Consider the following 23,947-nt stretch of genomic DNA (forward strand, 5'->3'; position numbering starts at 1 on the left):
TTCAAAATTTTTTTGATAACACAAACATTATTTAAGTTATGATAGCATATTGCCCGCAATGTGTGTTTATCGTTACGGCAGTATGCGGATATTCCTGATACGGTCAATTATCAATAAGTTTGTACTGTTTCAGAAAGTAATGGATATCCGGTATGGGGTTGAACATCAGAACATCAATGAATGACAGCCCGTTTACGAAATCATTTTTAAACTGTTTATAGACTATATTATCGAACTGTGTGTTGACAAATTTAAGTTCCATGTTCGCATTCTTGAAATTACTTTGTTTGTAAAGTTCAATACCGCCGATAGGATTGATATAGGTTTGCGTATTTGTTTTTCTGCAAAGTTCGATAATTTTATTTTGTCCTTTTAAAGACATGTCTTTTTCGATTTCCGATGATTTGAGTATTGTTTTTTTTATGCTCAAGTAAGCAAGAACAGCTTTCAGGCTGTGCATGATGAAGGCTGTCAGATCGGTTTCTTCCTGCATGATGATTTCTTCAAGCAAAGGATAAACGTATGGAAAAAGGGGGGCTCTTTTATATGCCGTTTGTAAGGTTTTAAGCAGTATTCCTTTATCTTTGTCTGAAAAATTGAGTTTTGTGTCAAGTATTAATTTATTTTGCGAGGATTTTTCCAACGGTATCGTAAATAAATGTTTTTCGCCGTTTAACAAGATGTTGTTGCGGTTTATCCAACCTTTCATTATGAAATTCACATCGTCCAAAACAACAAAGGTATCGACAGCGCATATCAGCTGAAAATAGCCGATATAGGGCATGAAATAGGGCTGCATGACTGCTGTTTTGGTATTATGTGACATTTTGCTTTTTTGGATTTATTGATTCAATTGGTGCAATTTAAGAATTTTTTGCGCATTGTGTGAAGCTGCAAGGGCGAGGCAGGCAATAAGATCATCAGCCGTTGAATATTTTTTATAGATATTCACAATATCCTCATCGTATTTTAGATTGTCCTCATGTTTATCTTTTAAATGAACATGGGCTGTTCCATGGCTTAACAATGCCAATGTATGGATATAATCGCGCAATTTTCGCACGTACTCATCTTTCAAGCCATGGCGTGCAAAAATGCCCGGCAGTTCTTTATACATTTGCCATGCGTCTTCCGCCCTGCCGGCAATTTTTTCAAGGTTCTTTTTGCCTTTAGGCGGATTATAACAATAAACGGGAATATTGCAAGAACAATAGCTTTCGGCAAAAAAGAGAAACCAGCATGTCAGATAAAAATCTTCAATTCTGAAAATATGCACAGTATGCTCAAGTTCGGCAATTTTTTTATAGACTTTTTTAGAATACAGCTTATTCCATACGGAATGGGCGACACAGCCTTTTTCAAGCCATACCGCAAAAATATCGTTTCCTGACAATTCATTTGCAAAAGGCATTGACTCCGGTCTTGGAACGTCAAATCCCAACGCATTTTTCTGCATGGTGAAAAAATGTACGATATCGGTTTGCTTTTCCAAGGCGAATTGAAAAATTTTTTCGTAGGAATTTGGCAGATAGGCTTTGTCGTCAGAGTCCATGAAAGCGAGGTAATCACCTTGAGCTTTTTTCATGCCTGCCAGCCGAGCCTGCAAGGTATAACGCCGTTTAGGCTGGCGGATATAATGAATGGTCAAGCCTTTTTCCCGCATTGCGTGGATGATGTGTTCCGGAGATTTTTCAGAACAATCGTCAACAATGATGATTTCCATTTGCCTGAGGCTTTGGGCATGGAGCGAATCGAGCAAATCCTGTAAATTTTCAGGCTGATTATAATAGGGAACAACGATGGAAAGCAGTTTAGACATGGGGCAGCTCTTTAATATGTTCATAGTTTTTTATGATTTTGTTCGCGTTTTCTACGTTTGCCAAAAGAAGGGCCTGCATAAGGGTTTCCTTGTCGATGAACGGTTCCAATTCCTCAAGAACGCCGTAAACGGCGGACGGATTTTTTTGTATTTCCTGCGCGAGCAGTATGGAAAGCTGACCGGTGTTCACCGTAATTCTTTTTTTCATATAGGCAAGAAATTTGTTTTTGATATTTTCAGGGCATTTTCTTTCTTCCATAAAGGGGAGCATGGCATTGGTGATTGTGTATAAATCCAAAATCCGGGCGGCGTATTTTTCTTTCGGCCAAAAATTGTTGGGGGTATAGTGGTAAATTTCTATCGTGCTTCCAAGGTAGGAATTTGCGAAAAGCATGGCGGCGCTTACCAAGCATTTGTCGTCAAAGCGTTTGATGGGCAGATTTTTAACTTTTTCCGCGATTTTTTTGAGAAAATCCGTTTTATACAGTTTTCCCCAAAGGTTGGCTGCAATATAATCTCTGTCGAAATAATGCTCAAAAATTTCAAGTCCGTAAAGCTCCTTGCCGAAAGGGGCGGTATTGGGCGCGTCTTGGAAAAGCTCTTTCCCGTATTTATCGCTTCCCCGCACTCTGAAATGCCCTATGTCAAATTGTTTTGAGGAAACTTCCCTCAAGGCTTTTTCAAGGTTTTGGGTGCCGATAACATCATCATCACCGTCCGCAAACATGCAGTAATCGCCTGCTGCAAATTCGAGCCCGTGCAAACGGCTGTGCATGGCATACAGCTTTGTTTCGTTATTGATAAGTCTTATGGAGTGCACAGCGCTTTTTCTTTTTAAAACTTCTTCGGCTCCCGTATCCGCGGACATGTCGTTCACAACGATAATTTCCAAGGGAATTGACTGCGCGGTGAGGCTGTCGAGCAATTTGCCGATGCTGTCCGCCTGATTATAAAGTGGAATGATAACAGAAAGTTTGTGCATAGTTCCCCCGATTAATCACCAACAATATAATCCGGTTTTTGGACATGGTAGGGATCCCATTTGGCTAATGTGACGTAAGGCGGGCATAAACATTTATCTTTTGTGCAGGTGAAAGGTTTTGTTAAAAGCGGATATTCCGTAATAGGCTGGGAATTGAGGTTGAAGTTTTCCGTTGCCTTGATATTGACGCAGGGGCTCACGCTTCCGTCAGGCAAAACTCTTATGGCATTTTGTCCCGCAGAACATTTAAGTCCTTGATAGCTCACCAATTCATGATTGTTTCTAAAATCTTCAACATGGAATTTGATTTGTTTTTCTTGATTGTTTTCATCAAGATAATAGTTCGTATAAACCTGACTCATTTCGGCTGTTTTTTCAAACAAGTATTCAACTTCATTTTTTGTGTATGCGGGGTCGAGTTTGTTATCGACAAGAATACCGCGTATCCAAACTCTCTTGTAGCCGATATTATTAAGTTTTTGGGTTATCCTTTCCACTTCTTTCTGTTCTCCGTGTTTCATAAGGAGATTGACGGTACAAATTTCCGCGTTTTGAAAGCGTTTTAATGTGTCAAAATAGGTATCCATATCCGCTTGTTCGTTATGAAAAGAAATGCAAACGGTGGTGCTGCAATTATCATATATATGCGGTGACATCCTGTCGAGAAGAACACCATTCGTCATGACAAAGCACGATGCTTTGTTTTTATATCCCTCATGTTCGCGTAAGTAAGAAAAGAATTGTTCAAGGTGGGGATATAATAATGCTTCGCCTCCCGCAAGGCTGAAGCTGTAATGGCTTTTTTTCAATTTCGGCAGGTATTCCATAAGGTTTTCAAGCGCCTTGGGGCTTAATGCCATGGGATAATTTTTTTTATAGGTTTCATTGATGCAATAGCTGCATTTGAAATTGCAAAAAAAACTGAACCAGCCCGAAATAATCATTTTGTTCGTTTTCCAGGCAGCTTCGTTTCCGGTTTTGATGATTTTCATAAGTTATTCCTTAAAAGAGCGGGTTATTCCGGTTCGCCCTTAAAATAGGCGGGAGGGGTGGCAAAATTTGGGTTCCATTTGGGAAGTTCCGTATAAGGAGGGCAGGCGCAGCGTTTGCTTGGGCAAATAACCGCTTTATTGATATAAGGATATTCCAATATAGTCTGTTCGTTTAAATTAAAATTTGGGTCGCCTTTGTGACCGTAGCAAAGCGTCACTTTGCCGTCCGCAAGAACACGTATGGAATTTGCTCCGGCGGCACAGTGCATTCCTGAAAAATTCGCAAAACGGGAGTCAAGAATGAAATCGTCGCGTTTCAGTGTTTTTCGGATTGTTTCGTTATTTTCCAGCCATTCGTAGTCAATGGCGAAATCGTCTTGATAGGGGTTGGTTTCAAAGAATTTCAATTCTTCTTCCGAATAGTCCGGATGAGGTTTTTGGTTGATAACGATACTTTGAACAATGAACTTTTCATATCCGAACGATTTAAGGGTGTTGATGGTTGAAAGGGCTGTGTCCAGCTTTCCGGGGTCGAGCATGAATTTGACCCTGCAATTTTGAGGATAGGGGAAATTTTGCAGTCTTTTCACGTATTCTTCAATGGGTAATTGTTCCGTATGCATGGAAATAAGCAAAGAAAGGGAGTATTTTTCTGCCGTTTTTATGAATGGCTCGAATTTATTGATGAAATAGCCGTTTGTTCCGATTGTGCATTCTGTTTCCGATGTGAACTTTTTGTTGATGATGTCAAAAAACTTGTCCCAATGCGGGTACAGGGCGGGTTCTCCGCCTGCAATGTAAAAGCTGTATTTGTCTTTTTTCAGTTCCGGCAAGTAAAGCATTAAATTATCGAGCGCGGTTAAAGATAATTGCGTTTTATATTTGTCGTGCTGGTTTTTATTAATGCAGTAGCTGCAGTTGAAATTGCAATTAAAGTTGAAATTGCAGGTGATGACCATATTGTTTTTTGTGTTATTTTCTTTGGAATGAACTTGTGTAAGCTGCATTTTTTCCTCCTTTTACCGGGAACTGATTTGTTCTTTTTTTAGGTAGCTCGGCCCTTCCGCATATTCGGGATTCCACTTGGGAATAGCAGTAAAGCCATGACAGCCGCAGTATGTGGATGTGCATGTAATCGGTTGATATATATATATATATTCCAAAAGAGAATGCATGTTGAGATTAAAATCGGGAGCTCTTTTATGAAAATGGCAGGGAGCTATTGAACCGTCGGCAAAAACCCTCATGGACGAATGGCCTGCAAGGCATTGCAGCCCGGAATAGTTGACAAGTTCAGGATTTAAAACAAATTCTTCTTTGGTGAAATCTTTTTTGACTGTTTGACCGTTATTGAGGTATTCATTAAAAAGTGCCGTGTTGCTTGGATAAGGGTTGTGTGCAAAAAATAATTTTTCTTCGTCGGTATAATCAGGGTGAACGTTTGAATTGATAATGATTGGCTGAATAATAAAATCCGCATATCCGAAACTTTTCGCCTTTTCTATAATATCATTGGCTTGTGCCAGCGTGCCCGGTTTCAACATGAGTTTTATCCTGCACATGTTTGGAAATTTAAATTGCGAAAACTTTTTTAGATAGGTTTCCGCATCCATTTGTTCCAAATGCATTGAAATAGCAAGATGAACGTTTAACTCAGGGTATTCTTTGAGATAATCTTCAAGTCTGTGCAGTAATGAACCGTTTGTTGCCATAAATACAGTATAATTTTCCGGTGAAAAGAATTCATTAATATATTTGAGCATGTCAGGAAAATATTCGTAAAGGGAAGGTTCTCCTCCCGCAATGGCAAAGCTGTAAAAATCTTTTTTTAAAAGCGGCAGATTGGAAAATAAATTATGAAGCGCTTTTGGGGATAACTGTTCATTAAAATTTTTGCGAGTGTTTTGATTAAAACAGTAAGAGCATTTAAAATTACAGTTCATATTGAAATTGCAGGCAATAACCATATTGTTTTTTTTCCAGTTTTGGTCAGAACCTGCTTTAATAATTGTATTCATGGCATTTTCTTTTGGTTATTTATTTTTCTCGCTCAGGCAGTGCTGCGGTCTTGCTGCAGCCGTATCGTACCAATTGGCACAGGAACATTAGAAAGCTGGAATTGCAGTTCAATGCAAAAAAAATGTGCATGAAATCTTTGTTCCATAATGTTTCGTTGCCGGCTTTTATAATCATTGTTTTCCCCCTATCTTGCTGTCGCGTAAATAACCGTTTCCGCATACCAGGGGCGGTGATGTCCTGTATAGAATTTGTAGCCCAAGTCAAGTTTACGCAAAAATTCAGGTATGGTGATGAAATCTATGCAATTATGATAAATGCAAATGGCTAAATTTGGCTTATCCCTTTGCAGTATTTGTTTCGCACCCATAAGCGCGTTCAGCTCCGCACCCTCAATATCCATTTTTATAAAATCAACTTTATCATATTTTGCGTTTAAAAAATAATCATCAATGGACGTAACGGAACATTCAAAATCTTCTTCTTTGATTTTTTGTTTGACGACTTTCACATAATTATCCGTGTTGATATACAGTGTTCCCGTAAAATCATACAATCCTTTGGGGATAAGCCGAATATTTTTGCAGTCTTTGCACGTTGCTGCTGCTTTTGTATAATAGACAGGGTCCGGTTCAAAGGCGATGATATCGCATTTGTTCCGTAATTTTTTACAGAAATCGATTGTTGTTATTCCATCGGCAGAGCCGCCTTCGCAAACAAGATCATTTTCTTTGGCTGAAGCCAGCGGGTGCCAATACTGGTCATAGGGAACTATGGGAATATAGCTTGGATTGCATAAATGACGTGATTTCCAAAGAGACAGATAGGTGTATCTGCTCAGATTGTCTTCAAGGACATTGTAATTGTCAATGGCTGTTTGCAGCATGTTGTTGATAAATATGAAAGAATTGCGGCGATAAAACTTGGATGCGCTTTTTGCCTCAATGGTGTATTCCTGTATGTTGAGCTTTGACAATGCGATGGATAAATTTCTATACGCCGTGCAGGCGGGTCTTAAGTCAGGAAGAAAGAAACAATGGATATTGTCTTCTTTTGTGAACGTCGTAAAAGGAACGATTTTTATTTTCTTATTTTTTATTTCTTCTTTTAAGCCCAATACATGGAATGCGCGGATACAATGCTCTTGTCCTTTATAAAATTCAAGCGCTGCATTTAATTCTTCATAAGCACAGAAAATAATCGTATCCGGTTTCAGTTCAAATGTCATTTGTCTGAGAAGCGGAAGGGAACACAGCAGGTTGGCTGCTTCCCGCTCCGAATTGATTTTTTCGGGTAATGCGTTTAATGTTGTTTCAAAGTTTGACATTTTTTTCCCTATTTGGCAATGGCGTATAAAATTGTTTCATTGTACCATGGTCTGTGATGAGCAACATAGAATTGATAATCTTTATAAAACGGAGCGAGCAGTTTGGGAATATTGATAAGGTCGAGCCCGTTTCTTCTATGGTAAATGGAAAGAAGAAGTTTCGGCTTTTGCTTTGAAATGGTTTTTAATGCGCCTTCCAAAACAGGAATTTCCGCTCCTTCAACGTCTAATTTGATACAATCAAGCTTTTTATCGGCAAAAAAATCGTCAATGCATATTGCATCGCAAAGATTTTCCGTGTCGGCAGCATTGATATATGCGCTGCTGAGGCTGAGCGTATTGGTGTTTAAACCGATTTGGCAGGTTTTTGACCAAAGGGCTTTGTTGATAAGAAGCACATTGGAAAAATTCATCAATCTTTTTTGACAATTTCGGAAGCTTTCTTTCACGGGCTCAAAAGCGTAGACTAAGCCGTCTTTTTGCAGCTGGCTGAAAAGCTCGCTTGTTTCGCCGTTGTCTATTCCCCCCTCACACATGATATCCGTTGAAAAAAACGCTACTTGAGGGTGAATGTATTGTTCAAAATTCGCCATGGGAATAAAGCCAGGACGGCCGAGTTTTCTTGCTTTGCAGGCTGCCAGGAATGTGTATTTGCTTGGCATGTCTTCAAGAACATTATAAAAAGCGATGAGAGCGTCATTATCCTCTTCTGAAAAATCGGTTTTTAATTTATTGCAGTACATAAGCTCCATGGAATACGCTTCAATGCTGTATTTTGAAACGCCTTTATAGTGCAGCGCCATAGCCAGCGATGCAAACTTTGTCATGCTCGGAGCTTTGCCTTGCTTAAAAAACACATGGATATTCATGGAATTATCAATTTGATTTAAATCATAAATTGCTAAGTCCGGATATTTATTGTAGGATAAATCTTTTACATACAAGGTCGGGACTTTTCCCAATTTCTCCGTATACCAGTTTATGGTGAAATCAAGTTCGGCATCATGGCAAACAACGACGGTGCCGGAAATATTTGTGAGTTCTTTTTCCTCACGCAGTTCCGGAATAAGGGAATATGCCTTTTCAAGTTCTTCCAAAGAAGAAATCCGGGCTGGAAGCGCTTTTTGCAAAAGTGTTTCTGCCGCAGGGGAATTGGTGTATCTTGTTTTGAGCAGGCTTAGAGGACTTTGCTTTGAAATAAAACGGATTTTGGCGCTTAACGTGTTGGAAAAGTGATTTTGGTATAAGAATTCAATGGTATTGATATAATCTTTTTTTACGAAAATCATGTTGTATTGGTGGCGGAAAGCGAAATCGCGGGCAATGGGAAGAAAGTCGTTTTCAAGCATGAAATCGCACAGTTCTTTTTCATTCCATTGTTGTTTAAATTTGGTTTGTGATTCAACTTCAACAAAAACGGAATACACATGGGGAAGAAGGTTTTTCGCCCCTTCCAAAATAAGCGAAGTCGCGCCCTCCGCGTCAATCCATAAAGAAAAGCCCTGATTATGGGAAAGTTCATTTTTAAATAAGGTATCGAGCGTATTGCACTTTACCGTGATATCCGTTGTGCTGTCGTTTGTTTTACGTTCCAAAATGGAGTGGCGTTTGCTGTCTTTCGCTTCCTGTTTCGCTTGAATGGTGTTGCTGATATGGAATGTGACATCTCCGTCATAATTGCTGACTGCAAGGTGTTCATAATGAATGGCGGAATTTTGAATTGCCGGCGTGTTGATATATTTTTCATAAACATAGGGATTGGCTTCATAGGCGAACACATTGAACTGCGGAAATTTTTTCTTTACGGAAAGGGAAAAACCTGCCTCATGGGCGCCGATTTCAACAATACTTTGTACAGGCAGCAAGTGTTGGATATTTATAAAGAAATCTGTTATTCTTTGCGTGGACCATTGTCTGCCCTGCATGGAAGACAAGTCAAAAAGCATTGCTTGCTGCTGCATTTGCAGTAATAAGATATCTGAATAAGCGATCGTCATAATTTTGTCCTTTTTGGTATTCTCTTTTTTTTATTCAATTTTTATGCCATTTGATTAAATAGGGGGATATAAAAATTTGAATACATTAATTTTTTTGTTACTGGTTCTTTTTATTTTATTTTTTTTAAAATAAAAGTCAATTACAATTTGCATTGACTTAATTCCGTATCTGTTTCAACATGATTTTCATAAAAAATGACGGCGGGCTAATTGAGCCGGTTTTAAACATGCGCAGTGCTGTTGGTGCAAGCGCGTTACAGGGTATCTATGCATAATTTTATGAAAACGCATTATCAGGATTTTGAAGAGAAAAAGGTAAGAGAAATTCTTTCTGCATATGCGGGGAAAAGAGTTCTTGATTACGGCTGCGGACAGGGCAAGTATTTGAAAATAATGAAAGAACTTGGCGTTGAGGCTGTCGGTATAGATGTCAACCCTGAACAGATCGCCGATTTGCGGTTTCTGGGTTTTGAAGTGTATGCGGACAGCGCGGAGTTAAAGAAACAGCGTTTTGACTGCATTTTGCTTTCGCACGTGATTGAACATTTCTCCGGTGATGAACTGGTTGAATTGTTTGACTCCATATTGCCTTATTTGAAAAAAGACGGAAAAATCATCATTGTCACGCCTGTTCTCGGGGAGCGGTTTTATTATGATTTCACCCATGTTCGCCCTTATTATCCGCAAAGCGTGCGAATGCTTTTTGGCGGTATCACAACGGCTATGTCGACAAAATCCCGATATTCCGCTGAATTGGACGATGTTTTCTTTTTCAGGGACAGTTTTAAATTAAGGCTTTTTCAAGCTTTTTATCCTGCAAGCAGCGCTTTGCCTGTTTTTAAAAAAATTCTTTCGGCTGTCAATTCTTGCTTTTCCTTTATACATTATTACAGCGGCGGAAAAATCGGCGGAACGGCAAGCTGGCTTGGCATTTATGCCGTAAAAGGAATGGTTGATGATGAAAAAAATTAATGTCGGCGTTTTTCCCTGCGAAGCGGAAAATGCGTATGAATTATACCGTTCTTTGCAGTATGCCGTCCGTTTTAATGTGATTGGCTTGGCAAGCAAAGTGGAGCATTGCAAGTTCGAATACCGTGAAATTTATGACGGTCTGCCCTATGTTTTCGAGGATGATTTTTTGCCTTCTTTCATTGACGCCCTGATTGCCAAAAAAATAGAATACATTTTCCCCACCCATGATTCTGTTGCCGAATATCTGAAAGAAGTTGAAGATAAGCTTCCCGCAAAAGTCTTGTGTTCACCTTTGCATACCGCAGTGCTGTGCAGAGATAAGGAAAAATTGTATCGTTTTTTGCGGAATGAAGATTTTTGTCCCGAAGTCTACGCTTTGGAAAATCTTGTTTTTCCCTCTTTCGCAAAACCGAAAATCGGACAAGGCGGTAATTTTTGTCAATTTTTGCAAAGCGAAGAGGATATGAAGCTTTTGACGCGTTCCTTGGACGATATGCTTTTTTGCGAATATTTACCCGGTATCGAGCTTACGGTTGATTGTTTCACGGACAGAAAAGGACGTTTGCTTTATGCGGGGGCAAGAACCCGTGACGTCATAAAACAAGGGATCGCGTACAGTTCACGCTCGTATCCCCTTTCCGATGAAATCATGAGTATTCTGTTAAAACTTAACTCGTCGCTTGTTTTGCGCGGCTTGTGGTTTTGTCAGATAAAAAAAGATGCCTGCGGGGCATGGAAATTGCTGGAAGTTTCAACCCGTATCGCAACGACCATGAATTTGACAAGGCATAAGGGAATAAATCTGCCGCTTTTGGCTTGTTATGATGCCTTGGGCTATGATTTGGATATATTGGACAATCCTTTTCTTGTCCGCATTTCCCGGTCGTTGCAGACAAAGTATGAGCTTTCCTTTGATTATCGGACGGTTTACCTTGATTTGGACGATACGCTCATCGTGAACGAAGCCGTGAACATAAAAATGATCGCTTTTGTGTATCAGTGCGTCAACAAAGGTAAAACAGTTGTTTTGCTTACGAAGCATGAAGGCGATGTCGAGGAATATTTAAAAAAATATAAAATCGATACGGCGCTTTTTGCAAAAATTATCCATATTCCTGATGATGAAAAAAAATCTCTTTATTATGAAGATGAAAAGGGAATACTGATTGACAATCTTTATGTTGAAAGAAAAGAAGCGTTGAAGTGCGGTTTGGCGGTTTTTGATGTTGACGCCATAGACGCCTTGCTGGAAACATTTTAGTTTTTGTGTTTTTGTTTGGACGGGTAACGGAAAAAAGAAAAAAGCCTCTGAATGAGGCTTGTTGTAACTATTGTATGGTTTGTGCTTTTTTATTCAATAATATTTTCACCGTCCTTTTTTATTGTATTGGGCAAAAGCATTTGCATTGTGCGATGAAAGCATAAATGATTTTGCCAAGTTAGGATTAATAAGGGGATTCGACATTGTTTGGATGTGCGATCCCTTGCCGATATAATTTTTCTGCAAATATTATTCCAATACTTTTTTCTATGTTATTTCAGCTTGTTGTGCCTGTTGCAGCGTTAGCTGCAGTGCCTGATAGATGGCTTTGCGTGTGTATTTTGGCAACAAAATTTGCAGCAAGGTGTAACTTTTTTTATCAGAAATGATTTGATTTTTGTGTTTGCATGAATTAGGTTTTTATCAAGGATATTGTTATGGAACAGATATGTTTTGCGGGCATATGGATTTTGGCAGGCTTCATTAATGGAATAAGCGGCATGGGGGCGGCGTTGGTTGCTGTGCCGTTTATGACCTTATTCATGGATATTCAATTAATTGTGCCTCTTTCATGCATTCTTGTCACAATCCTGTCTTCCGTGCTCGCCATAAAATATCGTTCCGAATTTCATGTGAAAATCATTCTTCCCGCTTTGTTTTGCGCTGTTCCCGGGGCTGTGCTCGGTTCATATTTTTTAAAAATTCTTTCTTCGCATATTTTGGAACTTGTTATGGCGTTTACCTTAATCGCTTATGTCGTGTGGAATTTCATGCAAAAATATGAAGTTGCCGAAGAAAGAAACAGCACCGTTGTCGGCGGTATCTGCGGATTTTTTTCCGGATTTTTCGGCTCAACCATTTCCTTCACCGGTCCGCCACTTGCCATATATATTTTATATACGGGCTGGAAACAGCAAAAAGCCCTTGGGGCTTTAGGTTCCGCTTTGATCATCATCACGGGAACAAGCTGCGTGAGTCATTATTTCGCGGGCTTTTATACCGAAGAATTTTTGACATACCTATATATCGGCGTGCCTGCCGGTATTTTGGGCATGCTCGTTTCTTTTCCTTTCATCAAATATATCACCCAAAAAAACTTTAGGAAAATTTTGCTTGTTGTGATTGGATTTGCAGGGCTGATGTGCTTGTCGCGGGTGATTGGTTACTATTGTTTGGGATAATTTCCGCTTTGTTTGTTTTTACCCGGCGTTACGGATACGTTTTTTGTATTCCCGCTCCGCCGTTTGCTTCAGGCTTTCCAAACGGCTTAAAACGCAGCCGCACCATTTTTGGCGGTAAATATTCAATTCTTTCGATTTGTCAATGCCTTGCTGCCAAAATTCCCGAAAATCGACATAATGAAAATTGAGCTGTGTTTTTGTGTTGTTATTGACCACTTGCAGGGCTTTTTCAATGGCAAGGCAAATATCTTCATGATTTTGATATTTGGAATACAAAAGGGTGGAGGTAAATTCAGCAAAACCTTGTTCTTTTGCATAAAAAACACTTTTGATCATGCGTTCCTTATAACATTCCTTACAGCGTTCTTTTTCCTGATATGTGCTGAGAAATTTGACAAAAGCGTAACTGTCTATGACCAAAAGAGACTGAAGCGTTTTAAAATCGGCAACAGCATGGTGTTTGCCTTCGGCATAAATACGCAGCGTATCAAATTCACGGCTTGGAAAAAGCTCGGCATAGCGTTTCCATTTGGTGAGAATTTTTTGCATTGCTTCCTGCATAAGCCGGTCGGGACTGAACAATGTTTTAAAATTTTCTTGAAGGCTTGTAAGGTCAAGTTCATGATTTTCTTTTTTTATTGTTTTAAAAAAATCTTCATTATTGCCGACTACAAGGGGAGCTTGATAGGTCTTGGCGACTTGCTGCATGGCGTTCAGGCGTAAAAAATATTCCTTTTGGGGGTGGATATTGGGATTATAATAAAAAATATGCGGTTCAAAATTATTTTTTTTCAAATATTCCAAAGCCATAATGGAACATGGTCCGCAGCAGGAATGGAGCAGGATTTTTTTTTGCATGGTATGCCGTATCTTTTTTTTGAGCTGAAATTTAATAATGCTATTCCAATGTGTTAGCAACTAGCATAGTTTGGAAAAAAGTGCAACAATTCTAAAGAATAATATATAACATATTGAATTTTTTATATAAATAAAAAAGTTCTTGCATTTTGATTTTAACTTATGTACAGTCGGTTTCCATAATAAAAAGTGAGGTTTCTATGACCCGTAAAGACCGTACAGAAGGCATTTACAGCCGCCGTGAAGTTTTAGATGAAAGTGAGCGTAAGCAATATAATTTAATTCAATTAAAAGAATTGCTTTCTTATGCGTACCGTTATTCTGAAGACGTTAAGAAACGTTTTGACAGAGCCCAATTCAATATTGAAAAGTTTAAAACGCTTTCGGATATTAAGCATATTCCGATTTTAAAGAAAAAAGAACTTATCTTTTTGCAGACAATGGGTCCGCGTCTTGGCGGTTTGCTGACAAAGGACATCGGCGAATTGCGCCGTATTTTCCTTTCCCCCGGACCGATTTTCGACCCCGAAGACAGACACGACGATTATTGGGGATATACGGAGGCTTTTTATTCTGTCGGTTTTCGTCCCGGAGACCCCGTGCAGGTTACGTTCAACTATCACTTGGCGCCGGCAGGGCTCATGTTTGAAGAACCTTTGCGCAATTTGAGCTGTGCGACCATTCCGGCAGGACCGGTCGACGCTGCGACACAGCTCGACATCATGCAAAAACTCCGCGTTTCCGGCTATGTCGGAACGCCTAGCTTTCTCATGCACTTGGCCCAAAAAGCGGAAGAAAAAGGCATTGACCTCAGAAAAGATTTGTTCTTGGAAGTCGCTTTCGTAACCAGTGAACGTTTGACGGAAAAAATGCGCACCCAATTGGAAAAGAAATTCGATATCATTGTGCGTCAAGGCTACGGAACGGCTGATGTTGGCTGTATCGGTTATGAATGTTATCATAAAAACGGTCTGCACATTTCCAATAGGTGTTATGTGGAAATTTGCCATCCGGATACCGGTATTCCACTAAAAGACGGTGAAGTCGGCGAAGTCGTCGTTACTTCTTTCAATAAAACCTATCCGCTTATCCGTTTTGCGACAGGCGATTTGTCTTATATTGACAGAACTCCCTGCGCCTGCGGGCGGACAAGCCCCCGTCTCGGCAATATTGTCGGACGTGTTGACACCACAGCGCGTATCAAGGGCATTTTTGTATATCCGCACCAAGTGGAACAGGTAATGGCGCGCTTTGAAGAAATCAAACGTTGGCAAATCGAAGTGACCAATCCAGGCGGCATAGATGAAATGACCCTGTATATTGAAGCAAGCAATTTCAAACGTGAGGATGAACTCATGCACTTGTTCCGTGAACGCATCAAGCTTCGCCCCGAACTCAAAATCCTTGCGCCTGCGACGCTTCCCGCAACAATACGTCCTATTGAGGATAAACGTACTTGGGACTGATAAATCCAAAAATAATCTTCAAAAGCCCCTGACTTTTTGCTTCGGGGCTTTTTTTTGCAAAAAATTTTGTGAGTATCGAATAACTACTTTTGTGTGGGAATTTGCTTTATTTGTTACGAATATGTAGTTTTTTTTAGCCGGAAAACATACAAAAACATATTGAATGATATGGGAATAAAAAAAAATTGTGTTTTATTTCAACATATAGATATAAAATTTAAAAAAATGGACTTTATTAGCATGCTTTTTGCAAAATTGCTGAAATAAATCTTGAAATTCACATAAGGAGCATGCACTATGGAAAATGTTCGGATTGCGGTAAAAAAAGAGATTGCAAATCAAAAATTAACGTCTTTGCATCATGAGTTTTATTCTCCAAGCCAGGTTTACGGAAAAAATGTTTTCAGTTTGAAAATAATGCGTGAGCGTTTGCCGAAACAGGTTTTCAATCGTTTGGAAAACGTTATCAAAACGAATGCTCCCCTTGCCGAAGGTGATGCCGATATTATCGCAAGCGCCATGAAAGATTGGGCTATCGAAAACCATGCGACTCATTACACGCATTGGTTTCAACCCATGACCGGCGTAACCGCTGAAAAACACGATGCTTTTTTTGTTCCGTCCTCAAATCATAATGACGGTAATTTACTCAATGAATTTTCCGGAAAGATGCTTGTCAAGGGTGAGCCTGATGCTTCCTCTTTTCCTTCAGGCGGCATTCGTTCGACTTTTGAGGCCCGCGGCTACACAGCATGGGACCCTACAAGCCCAGTATTCCTATTGGAAAATTCACATGGCAAAACCCTTTATGTTCCTAGTGTTTTTATTTCCTATACCGGAGAATCTTTAGACCGTAAAACGCCGCTTCTTCGTTCCAATGAAGCTGTGTCAAAACAAGCTCTTAGAATTTTACGTCTTTTTGGTAACACAACAGCAAATAATGTGACGGCAATGGTTGGTATTGAACAGGAGTATTTTTTAATTGATAAACGTTATGCCTTGCTTCGTGATGATTTAAAACTTTGCGGACGTTCCTTATATGGTGCGATGTCTGATAAGGGGCAGGAGTTGGAAGACCATTATTTTGGTACGATTAATGAACGTGTGCTTTCTTTTATGGCTGATGTGGAAAAACAAATGTTTGAGCTCGGTATTCCTGCAAAAACCCGCCATAACGAAGTCGCTCCCGCCCAATTTGAGTTGGCTCCGGTTTTCGAGCCTGCCAATCTCGCCATTGACCACAATATGCTGACTATGCAGATTTTACGAAACACGGCGGAAAAATATGGCTTTTTTTGTTTGCTTCATGAAAAACCCTTTGCGGGGATTAATGGTTCAGGCAAGCATAATAACTGGTCTTTATGCGATTCTGAAGGCAATAATCTTTTAGATCCGGGAAATACTCCGATGGATAATGCCCAATTTTTGGTATTCTTAGCGGGAGTGTTGAAAGCCGTACATGAACATTCTATTTTGCTTCGTCTTGCAACTGTTGGCGCAGGCAACGATCACAGGCTTGGGGCAAATGAGGCTCCGCCAGCCATCTTGTCCGTATTCCTTGGGGCACAACTTACTTCAGTCATTGGTAGTATTATAAATGATACGGAAGAAAATGAGGATTGGAAGCAAGATATGATAAAAATTGGCATAAGCAGTTTGCCTCCGTTTCCAAAGGATTTTTCTGATAGAAACAGAACAAGCCCTTTTGCGTTTACAGGAAATAAATTTGAATTTCGTGCCGTGGGGTCTTCTGCTTCTTCAGCTCCTGCAAATATCGCTTTAAATACGGCAATGGCAAATGCTCTTGGGGGAATTGCCCTTATGCTTGAAACTGCGATGGCAAATGGAAAAACATTGGCGCAGGCAGTGCATGAAACGCTTGCTGCTGTTTTTAAAGCTCACTTTCCCATAGTTTTTAACGGCAATGGTTATGGGAAAGAGTGGCAAGAAGAAGCAAAACGGCGCGGTTTGCCTGACTTTAAAGATACTGTCAGCGTTCTTGCCCATTACAGCGATAGTTCCGTGATGAACGTGCTTATTCAAAATGGTGTTCTTTCTGAACGTGAATTGCTTGCCCGTCAGGATATTTTGTTTGAAAACTATATTCGCGATATTCATGTGGAAGTAAAGCTTACCCTTAGCATGGGACGGAGCATTCTTTTGCCTTCTTGCTTGCAATGGCTCAATAAAGTTGGGGAATTGGCTGAAAAGGCTGAAGAATTGTGCGGCAAACAAAGTGTAACGCAAGGTGCTGCAAATTTTGAAATGCATTATTATCAGCAACTGCGTGAACTTATTGCCGAGTTTTATAATAACCTTAATGAACTTGATGAGGAACATATTAAAACAGATTCTTTATCAGGTGTCTTCGCCCGAGCAGAAGCCACTCGGGACAGGTTGATCCCATGCATGAATAAATGCCGGGCTGTTGCAGATAAGCTTGAAAAAATTGTTGACGATAATTTATGGCCTTTGCCCAAGTACAATGAAATGCTTTGGTAATTGGTTTATAAGGATAGAATATGCATAATAAGAGTTTATTTAATCCACAAATTGGGCATGATGCTTGTGGCGTGGGGTTCTTGGCAAAAATTGATGCGGCTCCTTGCCATGATTTAGTTTTACATGCAGTGCAAGCTTTAGGGAACATGGCTCATCGCGGCGGTTCTGGCTCTGGCTGTTCAAATCCTGACGGAGCGGGTATTTTATTCGCCATGCCTCATGATTTCATGAAAAAAATATGGCAAAAGCAATGTTCCGATTTTCCGGAACAATTTGCCGTAGGGCAATTCTTTTTTCCTCAATCTGAAGAACTTGCCGTAAAACTTGAAACAATTATCCAAGAGGTTTTAATAAAGCATAATTTTCATGTTTTGGCATGGAGAACTGTCCCTATTAATACTGAATGTATTGAAAGTGAAGAAATGAAAAACAGTTTGCCTTGTTTCCGGCAAGCTCTGATAACGGATATGGCTTTAGATAAATTGGTGCCAGTTGACGACTTTGAAAGACGCTTATTTATTGCTAGACGCAATATAGAGTTTGAAATTGCTGCCCGCTTGTCACTTGTTCCGCGTGATTGCTATGTTGTAAGCTTATCTTCGCAATCCATTATTTATAAAGGGCTTATTCGTGGCGGAAAAATCGCAGATTTTTATGTGGATTTGCTTGATATTGATTTTAAAGCTCATTTTGCTGTTTTTCATGAACGATACAGTACAAATACAACGCCGGCGTGGCATTTGGCCCAACCTTTCAGAACGCTTGCCCATAATGGGGAAATCAATACGCTGAGCAGTAATCTTTTTAATATGAAAATGTATGAAGCGTTGCTTTCCTCTCCTTTATTGGGCGAAAATATCCAGTATTTGAAACCGATCATTTCTTCTCAGGGAAGTGATTCCGCTGCGCTGGATAATGTTTTCGAATTTCTTTATCAAAGCGGGCGTTCTCTTTGTCATACGGCTATGATGCTTGTTCCGGAACCTTTTGGGGCAAGTTATATTATGGGGCAAGGAAAAAGGGCTTTTTACGAATATCATGCGGCGGTTATGCCGGCCTGGGACGGACCTGCCGCTTTTGTTTTTACCGACGGAAAGCTGCTAGGGGCGAGTTTGGACAGGAACGCTTTGCGCCCTTGCCGTTATACTATAACAAAAGATGGACTTATTGTGCTTGCGTCTGAATGCGGAGTATTGAATATTCCCGCTAAAAATATTTTAAAACGCGGTTCTTTGCGTCCTCGTAAAATGCTTATGGTGGATTTTGAACAAAAAAGGGTTATTACCGATACGGAATGTAAAAATGCGGTTATTTATTCTGCACCGTATATTCGTTGGATAAAGGAAAAAGGTATACGGCTTACAGATTTTGCTTTGCCTACACAGCGCTATGAACAAAAAAATTCTTTGCTTCAGGAGCAATTGTTATTTGGGTTGAGTGCGGATGAGATTGATGAAGTGATTAAACCTATGTTCCAAAATGCTCAGGAACCGGTGGCAAGTATGGGGATGGATACTCCGCTTGCCGTGTTATCACAAAGACCGCAGCTTTTATTTAGCTATTTCAAACAGCGTTTCGCGCAAGTGACTAATCCGCCTATTGATTCATTACGGGAAAGTTCGGCAATGTCTTTGACGCTGTTTTTAGGCAGCAGGAAAAACCTGTTGGAAGAAAGTCCGGAACATTATGCTTTACTCCGTCTTTCTCATCCGATTTTGCGGAAAGAAGATATGGTAAGATTGCAATATTCTGAAAAAGAGGCGGTTAAACCTGCTTTTCTTGACATACTTTTTGATATTTCAGAAATCGATCCATATAATTTGGAACTGGATAAGGATAAAGCCGGATATCTTCTTGAAAAAGGTCTTAATCAATTTTTACAAGAAGCTAAAAATGCTCTTTTAGGAGGAGCAACGCTTTTAATTCTTTCTGATAAAAATGCCGGACGGTATTCAGCTCCTATTCCTTCTTTGCTTGCGGTTTCGGCTTTGCAGCAGTATTTATTGGAAAATAATTTGTGTCATTTATGCAGCATTATTGTTGACAGCGGGGAAATTCGTGACTCTATGCAGATAGCTCAGCTTTTAGCCTTTGGAGCGAGTGCTGTTTGTCCTCGTCTTGCGTATGATACGATTGAATATCTGACTAATGAAAATACGTTTTCAAGTCAAACCGCATTGAATGGACAGATGGATATCAATATCAATAATTACATCACGGCGATGCAAAAAGGGCTTATGAAAGCGTGTTCGCGTATGGGAATTTCTGTTTTGAGAAGTTTTGTTGGCGGACAGTTTTTTGAGGCAGTGGGTTTGGGCGAAGAACTTATCAATAAATATTTTTGCGGAATAACAAGTAAAATCGGCGGGATCGGATTGGAACATATTGCTGTTGATACGCTTGCCCGTCATTTAAAAGCTTTTTTTTATGCAAATGACAGGAAAAGTCCCGAACAATATGGACTTTATAAATTGCGCAAAAATGGGGAAAAGCATTTGTGGTCGGCAAAGGCAATATCTTCTTTGCACACAGCGGTTCGTGAGAACGATTCTTTTGCTTATAAACTATATGCAAAAGAAAGTAATGAAGCTGATATACCCGTGACTCTGCGTTCGTTATTTACATTGAAAGCACAACATCCCATTTCCCTTGAGGATGTGGAACCTGCTGAAAGTATTTTGCGCCGTTTCGTAGGGGCTGCCATGAGTTTTGGTTCAATTAGCAAAGAAGCGCATGAAGCGATTGCCGTTGCTTTCAATAGAATTGGCAGCCGTTCAAATTGCGGTGAAGGCGGTGAAAAAAAGGAACGCTCTGTCATTTATGAAAATGGGGACTGCGCGAAATCAAAAATTCGGCAAATTGCTTCCGGGCGTTTTGGAGTAACTGCGGAATATTTGCATGACGCTGAAGAAATACAAATAAAAATGGCACAAGGAGCCAAACCCGGAGAAGGCGGGCAGCTTCCCGCCCATAAAGTTTTGCCGCAAATAGCTGAGGTACGCCATACTATTGCAGGAGTGACGCTCATTTCTCCTCCTCCGCATCATGATATTTATTCCATTGAAGATTTAGCGCAGCTTATTTATGATTTACGTAAAATAAACAACCATGCAAAAATTTCTGTAAAGCTTGTTTCCGGAACCAATGTTGGCACCATAGCCTCCGGAGTCGCCAAGGCTGGTGCGGATATCATCGTCGTTTCAGGGCATGACGGCGGAACAGGAGCTGCTTTGCGGACTGCTGTCTCATATGTTGGACTGCCTTGGGAAATAGGGCTTGCAGAAACACATGCGGCATTGCTTTTTAATAAATTTCGCAGTCGCGTTACGTTGCAAACGGACGGACAGTTGAGAACCGGCAAAGACCTTGTCATCGCAAGCATTTTGGGAGCGGAAGAATTTGCCTTTGGCACAAGCTTGCTTGTGGCTATGGGCTGCTGCCTTTTGCGAGTCTGTCATTTAGGAACTTGTTCAGTCGGCATTGCGACACAAGATGAAAATTTGTGTAAAAAATTTAAAGGCAGCCCTGATCATGTGGAACGTTTTCTGCGTTTCCTTGCGGAAGACTTTCGGGAAGAAATGGCGAGGCTTGGCATACGTTCGGTAAACGAATTGATAGGAAGAACGGATTTATTGTCTGTGGATACGCATAAATTTGTGGATGATAATTCTTCTTTATTGAGTAATCATTATGCGTTATGGCAAAATAAGCTTGAAAGTTTGAATTTTGAAAAACTGCTCTGTCCTTTGTCTTATACGCCAAGTTTTTCGGATCGCGTTCATCTTTGCAAAGAAAATAAGCTTGAAACGGAAATAAATGAAAAGGTTTTGCGTGAACTTTCTGCAAAGCGGTTGGCTTTTTATTCCGGAAAAATTAATAATACGGACAGAAGTATCGGTACGTGTCTTACAGCCCGAATTTTGGACGAATTTAATGCGCGTTTACCTGAAAAATGCGTTTCTGTTTCTTTAGCCGGCAATGCAGGGCAAAGTTTTGGAGCTTTTCTCACAAAAGAAATTTTTCTCTCGCTTCAGGGAGAAGCGAATGATTATGTGGGGAAAGGGCTTTCCGGCGGGATTATTGTTGTTAACCCTTATCATTTCGAACATGATGTTTTTGCTGAACAAACGGCAATAGGCAATGTTGCTTTGTATGGAGCGACAAAAGGAGAACTTTTTGCTGCGGGCTCTGCGGGAGAGCGTTTTGCCGTTCGTAACAGCGGAGCTCATGCAGTGGTTGAAGGTGTTGGTGATTATGCTTGTGAATACATGACGGGAGGAATTGTTGTTGTACTGGGGCAAACGGGTTATAATTTCGGAGCAGGCATGACCGGAGGCATAGCTTATGTTTATGACAGAAGTGAAACCTTTTCTATGCGTTGCACTATGGAAACATTTGATATAGAAAGTGTTTGGCAGGAAAACGATATAAAAGAACTTCGGACACTACTTGAAAAACATGTACGTTATACAGAGAGTGCACTTGCAAAATTTATCTTGGATAATTGGCAAATGCAGGTTTCATTCTTTTTAAAAGTAATTCCTTTGGAATATAAGAAAGCGCTCGCGCGTATTAAAAATACAGAAAATTGTTATGCGGAAAGTATTTCCGGTACGGAAGAAGTTTATCCGCTTTATTAATTGCAGAATAAAACAGTCTTATAGGGTAATTCCTATAAGACTGTTATAAAAAGATGTTGATTCAGTTCATATCCTGAATTTTTTATAGTCTAATGCGTATTTTTTCATGCGTAATCCGAGCATGCGTTCGGTAATACCTAAGATTTTACAGGCTTTGACCATATTTCCTTTGCTGGTGTTTAATGCATTGACTATGAGTTCTTTTTCCACTTCCTCCAAATGTTCCTCTAACGTTTTTATTTGTTGTTCTGTTTGTTTTTTTGTTTGTTGCGTAATAAAATCCGGCAAGCTCTCAATTTCGATTATTCCTTTCTCATTGCTTAAAATAATTGCACGCTCAACAATATTGGCAAGTTCTCTAACATTTCCGTACCATGGATAGGAAAGGAATTTTTCTATCACAGGTGTGCTGATTTTTATAATTCTCTTCTTGTTTTCCTTGCAAAATTTTTCAATGAAATAATTGGCTAAAGGGATGATATCTTCTTTTCGTTCACGCAGCGGGAAGGTGTATAAAGGGAATACGTTCAAGCGATAAAATAAATCTTCCCTAAATGTTCCTTTTTGTACCATTTCCGCTAAATTTTTATTTGTTGCCGCTATAATCCGCACATCAACCTTTAGGGTTTCCGATCCTCCTATCCGTTCAAACTCTTTTTCCTGCAGGATGCGCAATAGTTTTGCCTGCGTGGAAAGGCTCATGTCACCGAGTTCGTCAAGAAAAAGCGTTCCCGTATGCGCAAGTTCGAATTTTCCTTTATGCCTTTCATTTGCTCCTGTAAACGCTCCTTTTTCATATCCGAAAAGTTCGCTTTCTATCAGGCTTTCCGGCAGAGCGGCACAATTTATTTTTATAAACGGTTTTGAATTTCTCAGGCTTTTTCTTTGGATATAAGTTGCAATCAGTTCTTTGCCGGTTCCGCTTTCACCTTGTATTAAAACTGTTGTATTAAAAGGGGCTACTTGGTTGATTTCATTAATAATTTTTTTCATTTTATTTGAATACGATATAAAAGGGAAATCATTTGGTATGGTTTTGCCTTGTCCGAATATGTTTTGACAGGTCGATAAACGGGGCATGATTAAATATGCAGCAAGCTGTAATAGTTCAATATCATGTTTTAATTGTTCTATGTTTCCATTTTCTCTGTCAGCGGAAAGCGTGGCTTTAACTTGTCCATTTAGAATAATCGGTACACAGATGAAAGAAATTACACGGTGCTCTAAATCTCTTGCTTGTGTTCTGTTTAAAAAACGAGGTTCATTTTGCACATTGGGAATTATCATTGGTTTGCCTGAATTTGCCACTATTCCGATAATTCCTTCTCCTAATTTGTAATGGGCTTTTTCTATTTCATGATATTGTAACCCATAACCGGCTAACGCAATCATTTCTTCATGAATGGTATCTAAAAAGCAAAGTGTACAGCGAAGCAGACCGGAATATATTCCAATAGTTTTTAAGAACCGGTTGAAATATTCGGATAAAGGGCATTCTTTTGTATTGATTTGGATGAGCTTAGAGAAAATTTCTAAATCAGGAGCATGGGTGTTCATGGTATTCCTTTATGATTATTTGACAAAAATGTAATAAAAAATATAAAATAAATACAACTTACTGTCAACAAATAAAAAATATCAACAATATTGTAAAATATTGAATAAACTTTTTTTTGTTGTCTTTTGGAATTGTATGGGCGTATTGAAAAATAATGATTTAGTAAACGTTAAAAAATTAAGTTGACAAGTTTGTAATTAAGGGGGATAAAGGAGTTTCCTGTTTGGGGTTTTTAGAGTTTTTTTATAGGAAGCTTTTTCTAGGAGCTTTTTTCGAGAAGTTTTTTTTGAGGGATTTCAAGGAATAAAGGGCATTTTGAAAAAATATTAAAAATTTTGAAAAAAAGTTCTTGACAGCGGGAATGAAATAGTGCATA

General features: G+C 39.6%; 16 protein-coding genes. 6 read left to right on the plus strand and 10 right to left on the minus strand.

What is annotated here, in order from left to right:
* Window positions 1–103 precede the first annotated feature (103 nt).
* From JBF11_RS01450 to JBF11_RS01485, 8 genes are all read right to left on the minus strand, one after another.
* Window positions 104–826: a WbqC family protein gene (locus JBF11_RS01450; protein WP_334315613.1), complete on the minus strand. Its 723-nt coding sequence runs from the start codon at window positions 824–826 to the stop codon at window positions 104–106.
* 15 nt (window positions 827–841) lie between these two features.
* Window positions 842–1,819: a glycosyltransferase family 2 protein gene (locus JBF11_RS01455; RefSeq protein ID WP_334315614.1), complete on the minus strand. Its 978-nt coding sequence runs from the start codon at window positions 1,817–1,819 to the stop codon at window positions 842–844.
* The gene (locus tag JBF11_RS01460; protein ID WP_334315615.1) at window positions 1,812–2,801 is read right to left on the minus strand and encodes a glycosyltransferase family 2 protein; all 990 of its coding nucleotides are present in this window, start codon (window positions 2,799–2,801) and stop codon (window positions 1,812–1,814) included. The genes JBF11_RS01455 and JBF11_RS01460 overlap by 8 nt, the downstream gene beginning before the upstream one ends.
* 11 nt (window positions 2,802–2,812) lie before the next feature.
* Window positions 2,813–3,793, minus strand: a complete 981-nt coding sequence (locus tag JBF11_RS01465; RefSeq protein ID WP_334315616.1) for a radical SAM protein — start codon at window positions 3,791–3,793, stop codon at window positions 2,813–2,815.
* A 23-nt stretch (window positions 3,794–3,816) separates the two neighbouring features.
* Entirely contained in the window at window positions 3,817–4,800 is a 984-nt protein-coding gene (locus tag JBF11_RS01470) for a radical SAM protein (RefSeq protein WP_334315617.1), read from the minus strand.
* Window positions 4,801–4,812: 12 nt separating this feature from the next.
* Window positions 4,813–5,811 (minus strand): radical SAM protein, encoded by a 999-nt coding sequence (locus JBF11_RS01475; RefSeq protein WP_334315618.1) that lies wholly within the window; start codon window positions 5,809–5,811, stop codon window positions 4,813–4,815.
* Window positions 5,812–5,996: 185 nt separating this feature from the next.
* Window positions 5,997–7,136 carry an FkbM family methyltransferase gene (locus JBF11_RS01480; protein ID WP_334315619.1) on the minus strand — a complete coding sequence of 380 codons (1,140 nt, stop codon included), beginning with the start codon at window positions 7,134–7,136 and terminating at the stop codon, window positions 5,997–5,999.
* An 8-nt stretch (window positions 7,137–7,144) separates the two neighbouring features.
* Window positions 7,145–9,133 (minus strand): FkbM family methyltransferase, encoded by a 1,989-nt coding sequence (locus tag JBF11_RS01485; RefSeq protein ID WP_334315620.1) that lies wholly within the window; start codon window positions 9,131–9,133, stop codon window positions 7,145–7,147.
* Between the two features lie 267 nt (window positions 9,134–9,400).
* On the opposite strand from JBF11_RS01485, the gene JBF11_RS01490 reads away from it, so the two are divergent.
* The 3 genes from JBF11_RS01490 to JBF11_RS01500 all read left to right on the plus strand — a co-directional run bounded on the left by JBF11_RS01490 (window position 9,401) and on the right by JBF11_RS01500 (window position 12,547).
* Entirely contained in the window at window positions 9,401–10,105 is a 705-nt protein-coding gene (locus JBF11_RS01490; RefSeq protein WP_334315621.1) for a class I SAM-dependent methyltransferase, read from the plus strand.
* Window positions 10,089–11,366, plus strand: a complete 1,278-nt coding sequence (locus JBF11_RS01495; RefSeq protein WP_334315622.1) for an ATP-grasp domain-containing protein — start codon at window positions 10,089–10,091, stop codon at window positions 11,364–11,366. The genes JBF11_RS01490 and JBF11_RS01495 overlap by 17 nt, the downstream gene beginning before the upstream one ends.
* Window positions 11,367–11,803: 437 nt before the next feature.
* Window positions 11,804–12,547 carry a sulfite exporter TauE/SafE family protein gene (locus JBF11_RS01500; RefSeq protein WP_334315623.1) on the plus strand — a complete coding sequence of 248 codons (744 nt, stop codon included), beginning with the start codon at window positions 11,804–11,806 and terminating at the stop codon, window positions 12,545–12,547.
* An 18-nt stretch (window positions 12,548–12,565) separates the two neighbouring features.
* On the opposite strand, the gene JBF11_RS01505 is transcribed toward JBF11_RS01500, so the two are convergent.
* The gene (locus JBF11_RS01505; RefSeq protein ID WP_334315624.1) at window positions 12,566–13,405 is read right to left on the minus strand and encodes an epoxyqueuosine reductase QueH; all 840 of its coding nucleotides are present in this window, start codon (window positions 13,403–13,405) and stop codon (window positions 12,566–12,568) included.
* Between the two features lie 200 nt (window positions 13,406–13,605).
* Here JBF11_RS01505 and JBF11_RS01510 point away from each other — a divergent pair, with 200 nt between their 5' ends.
* From JBF11_RS01510 to gltB, 3 genes are all read left to right on the plus strand, one after another.
* Complete coding sequence (locus tag JBF11_RS01510; RefSeq protein WP_334315625.1) at window positions 13,606–14,871, plus strand: phenylacetate--CoA ligase family protein; 1,266 nt, start codon at window positions 13,606–13,608, stop codon at window positions 14,869–14,871.
* 297 nt (window positions 14,872–15,168) lie between these two features.
* On the plus strand, window positions 15,169–17,373 hold the full coding sequence (locus JBF11_RS01515; protein WP_334315626.1) for a glutamine synthetase III family protein: 2,205 nt from the start codon (window positions 15,169–15,171) through the stop codon (window positions 17,371–17,373).
* Between the two features lie 20 nt (window positions 17,374–17,393).
* Window positions 17,394–22,013 (plus strand): glutamate synthase large subunit, encoded by a 4,620-nt coding sequence (gene gltB, locus JBF11_RS01520; RefSeq protein ID WP_334315627.1) that lies wholly within the window; start codon window positions 17,394–17,396, stop codon window positions 22,011–22,013.
* A gap of 66 nt (window positions 22,014–22,079) precedes the next feature.
* Here the strand turns inward: gltB and JBF11_RS01525 are convergent, their stop codons facing one another.
* On the minus strand, window positions 22,080–23,570 hold the full coding sequence (locus tag JBF11_RS01525) for a sigma-54-dependent Fis family transcriptional regulator (protein WP_334315628.1): 1,491 nt from the start codon (window positions 23,568–23,570) through the stop codon (window positions 22,080–22,082).
* Between the last annotated feature and the right edge of the window lie 377 nt (window positions 23,571–23,947).

The organism is Taurinivorans muris, from assembly GCF_025232395.1.
Taxonomy (GTDB): Bacteria; Desulfobacterota; Desulfovibrionia; order Desulfovibrionales; family Desulfovibrionaceae; genus Taurinivorans; species Taurinivorans muris.

Excerpts from the sequence above, each read along its gene's own strand:
- JBF11_RS01450 (WP_334315613.1), bottom strand. The coding sequence starts at position 826 with ATGTCACATAATACCAAAACAGCAGTCATGCAGCCCTATTTCATGCCC.
- JBF11_RS01455 (WP_334315614.1), bottom strand. The coding sequence starts at position 1,819 with ATGTCTAAACTGCTTTCCATCGTTGTTCCCTATTATAATCAGCCTGAA.
- JBF11_RS01460 (WP_334315615.1), bottom strand. The coding sequence starts at position 2,801 with ATGCACAAACTTTCTGTTATCATTCCACTTTATAATCAGGCGGACAGC.
- JBF11_RS01465 (WP_334315616.1), bottom strand. The coding sequence starts at position 3,793 with ATGAAAATCATCAAAACCGGAAACGAAGCTGCCTGGAAAACGAACAAA.
- JBF11_RS01470 (WP_334315617.1), bottom strand. The coding sequence starts at position 4,800 with ATGCAGCTTACACAAGTTCATTCCAAAGAAAATAACACAAAAAACAAT.
- JBF11_RS01475 (WP_334315618.1), bottom strand. The coding sequence starts at position 5,811 with ATGAATACAATTATTAAAGCAGGTTCTGACCAAAACTGGAAAAAAAAC.
- JBF11_RS01480 (WP_334315619.1), bottom strand. The coding sequence starts at position 7,136 with ATGTCAAACTTTGAAACAACATTAAACGCATTACCCGAAAAAATCAAT.
- JBF11_RS01485 (WP_334315620.1), bottom strand. The coding sequence starts at position 9,133 with ATGACGATCGCTTATTCAGATATCTTATTACTGCAAATGCAGCAGCAA.
- JBF11_RS01490 (WP_334315621.1), top strand. The coding sequence starts at position 9,401 with ATGCATAATTTTATGAAAACGCATTATCAGGATTTTGAAGAGAAAAAG.
- JBF11_RS01495 (WP_334315622.1), top strand. The coding sequence starts at position 10,089 with ATGATGAAAAAAATTAATGTCGGCGTTTTTCCCTGCGAAGCGGAAAAT.
- JBF11_RS01500 (WP_334315623.1), top strand. The coding sequence starts at position 11,804 with ATGGAACAGATATGTTTTGCGGGCATATGGATTTTGGCAGGCTTCATT.
- JBF11_RS01505 (WP_334315624.1), bottom strand. The coding sequence starts at position 13,405 with ATGCAAAAAAAAATCCTGCTCCATTCCTGCTGCGGACCATGTTCCATT.
- JBF11_RS01510 (WP_334315625.1), top strand. The coding sequence starts at position 13,606 with ATGACCCGTAAAGACCGTACAGAAGGCATTTACAGCCGCCGTGAAGTT.
- JBF11_RS01515 (WP_334315626.1), top strand. The coding sequence starts at position 15,169 with ATGGAAAATGTTCGGATTGCGGTAAAAAAAGAGATTGCAAATCAAAAA.
- gltB (WP_334315627.1), top strand. The coding sequence starts at position 17,394 with ATGCATAATAAGAGTTTATTTAATCCACAAATTGGGCATGATGCTTGT.
- JBF11_RS01525 (WP_334315628.1), bottom strand. The coding sequence starts at position 23,570 with ATGAACACCCATGCTCCTGATTTAGAAATTTTCTCTAAGCTCATCCAA.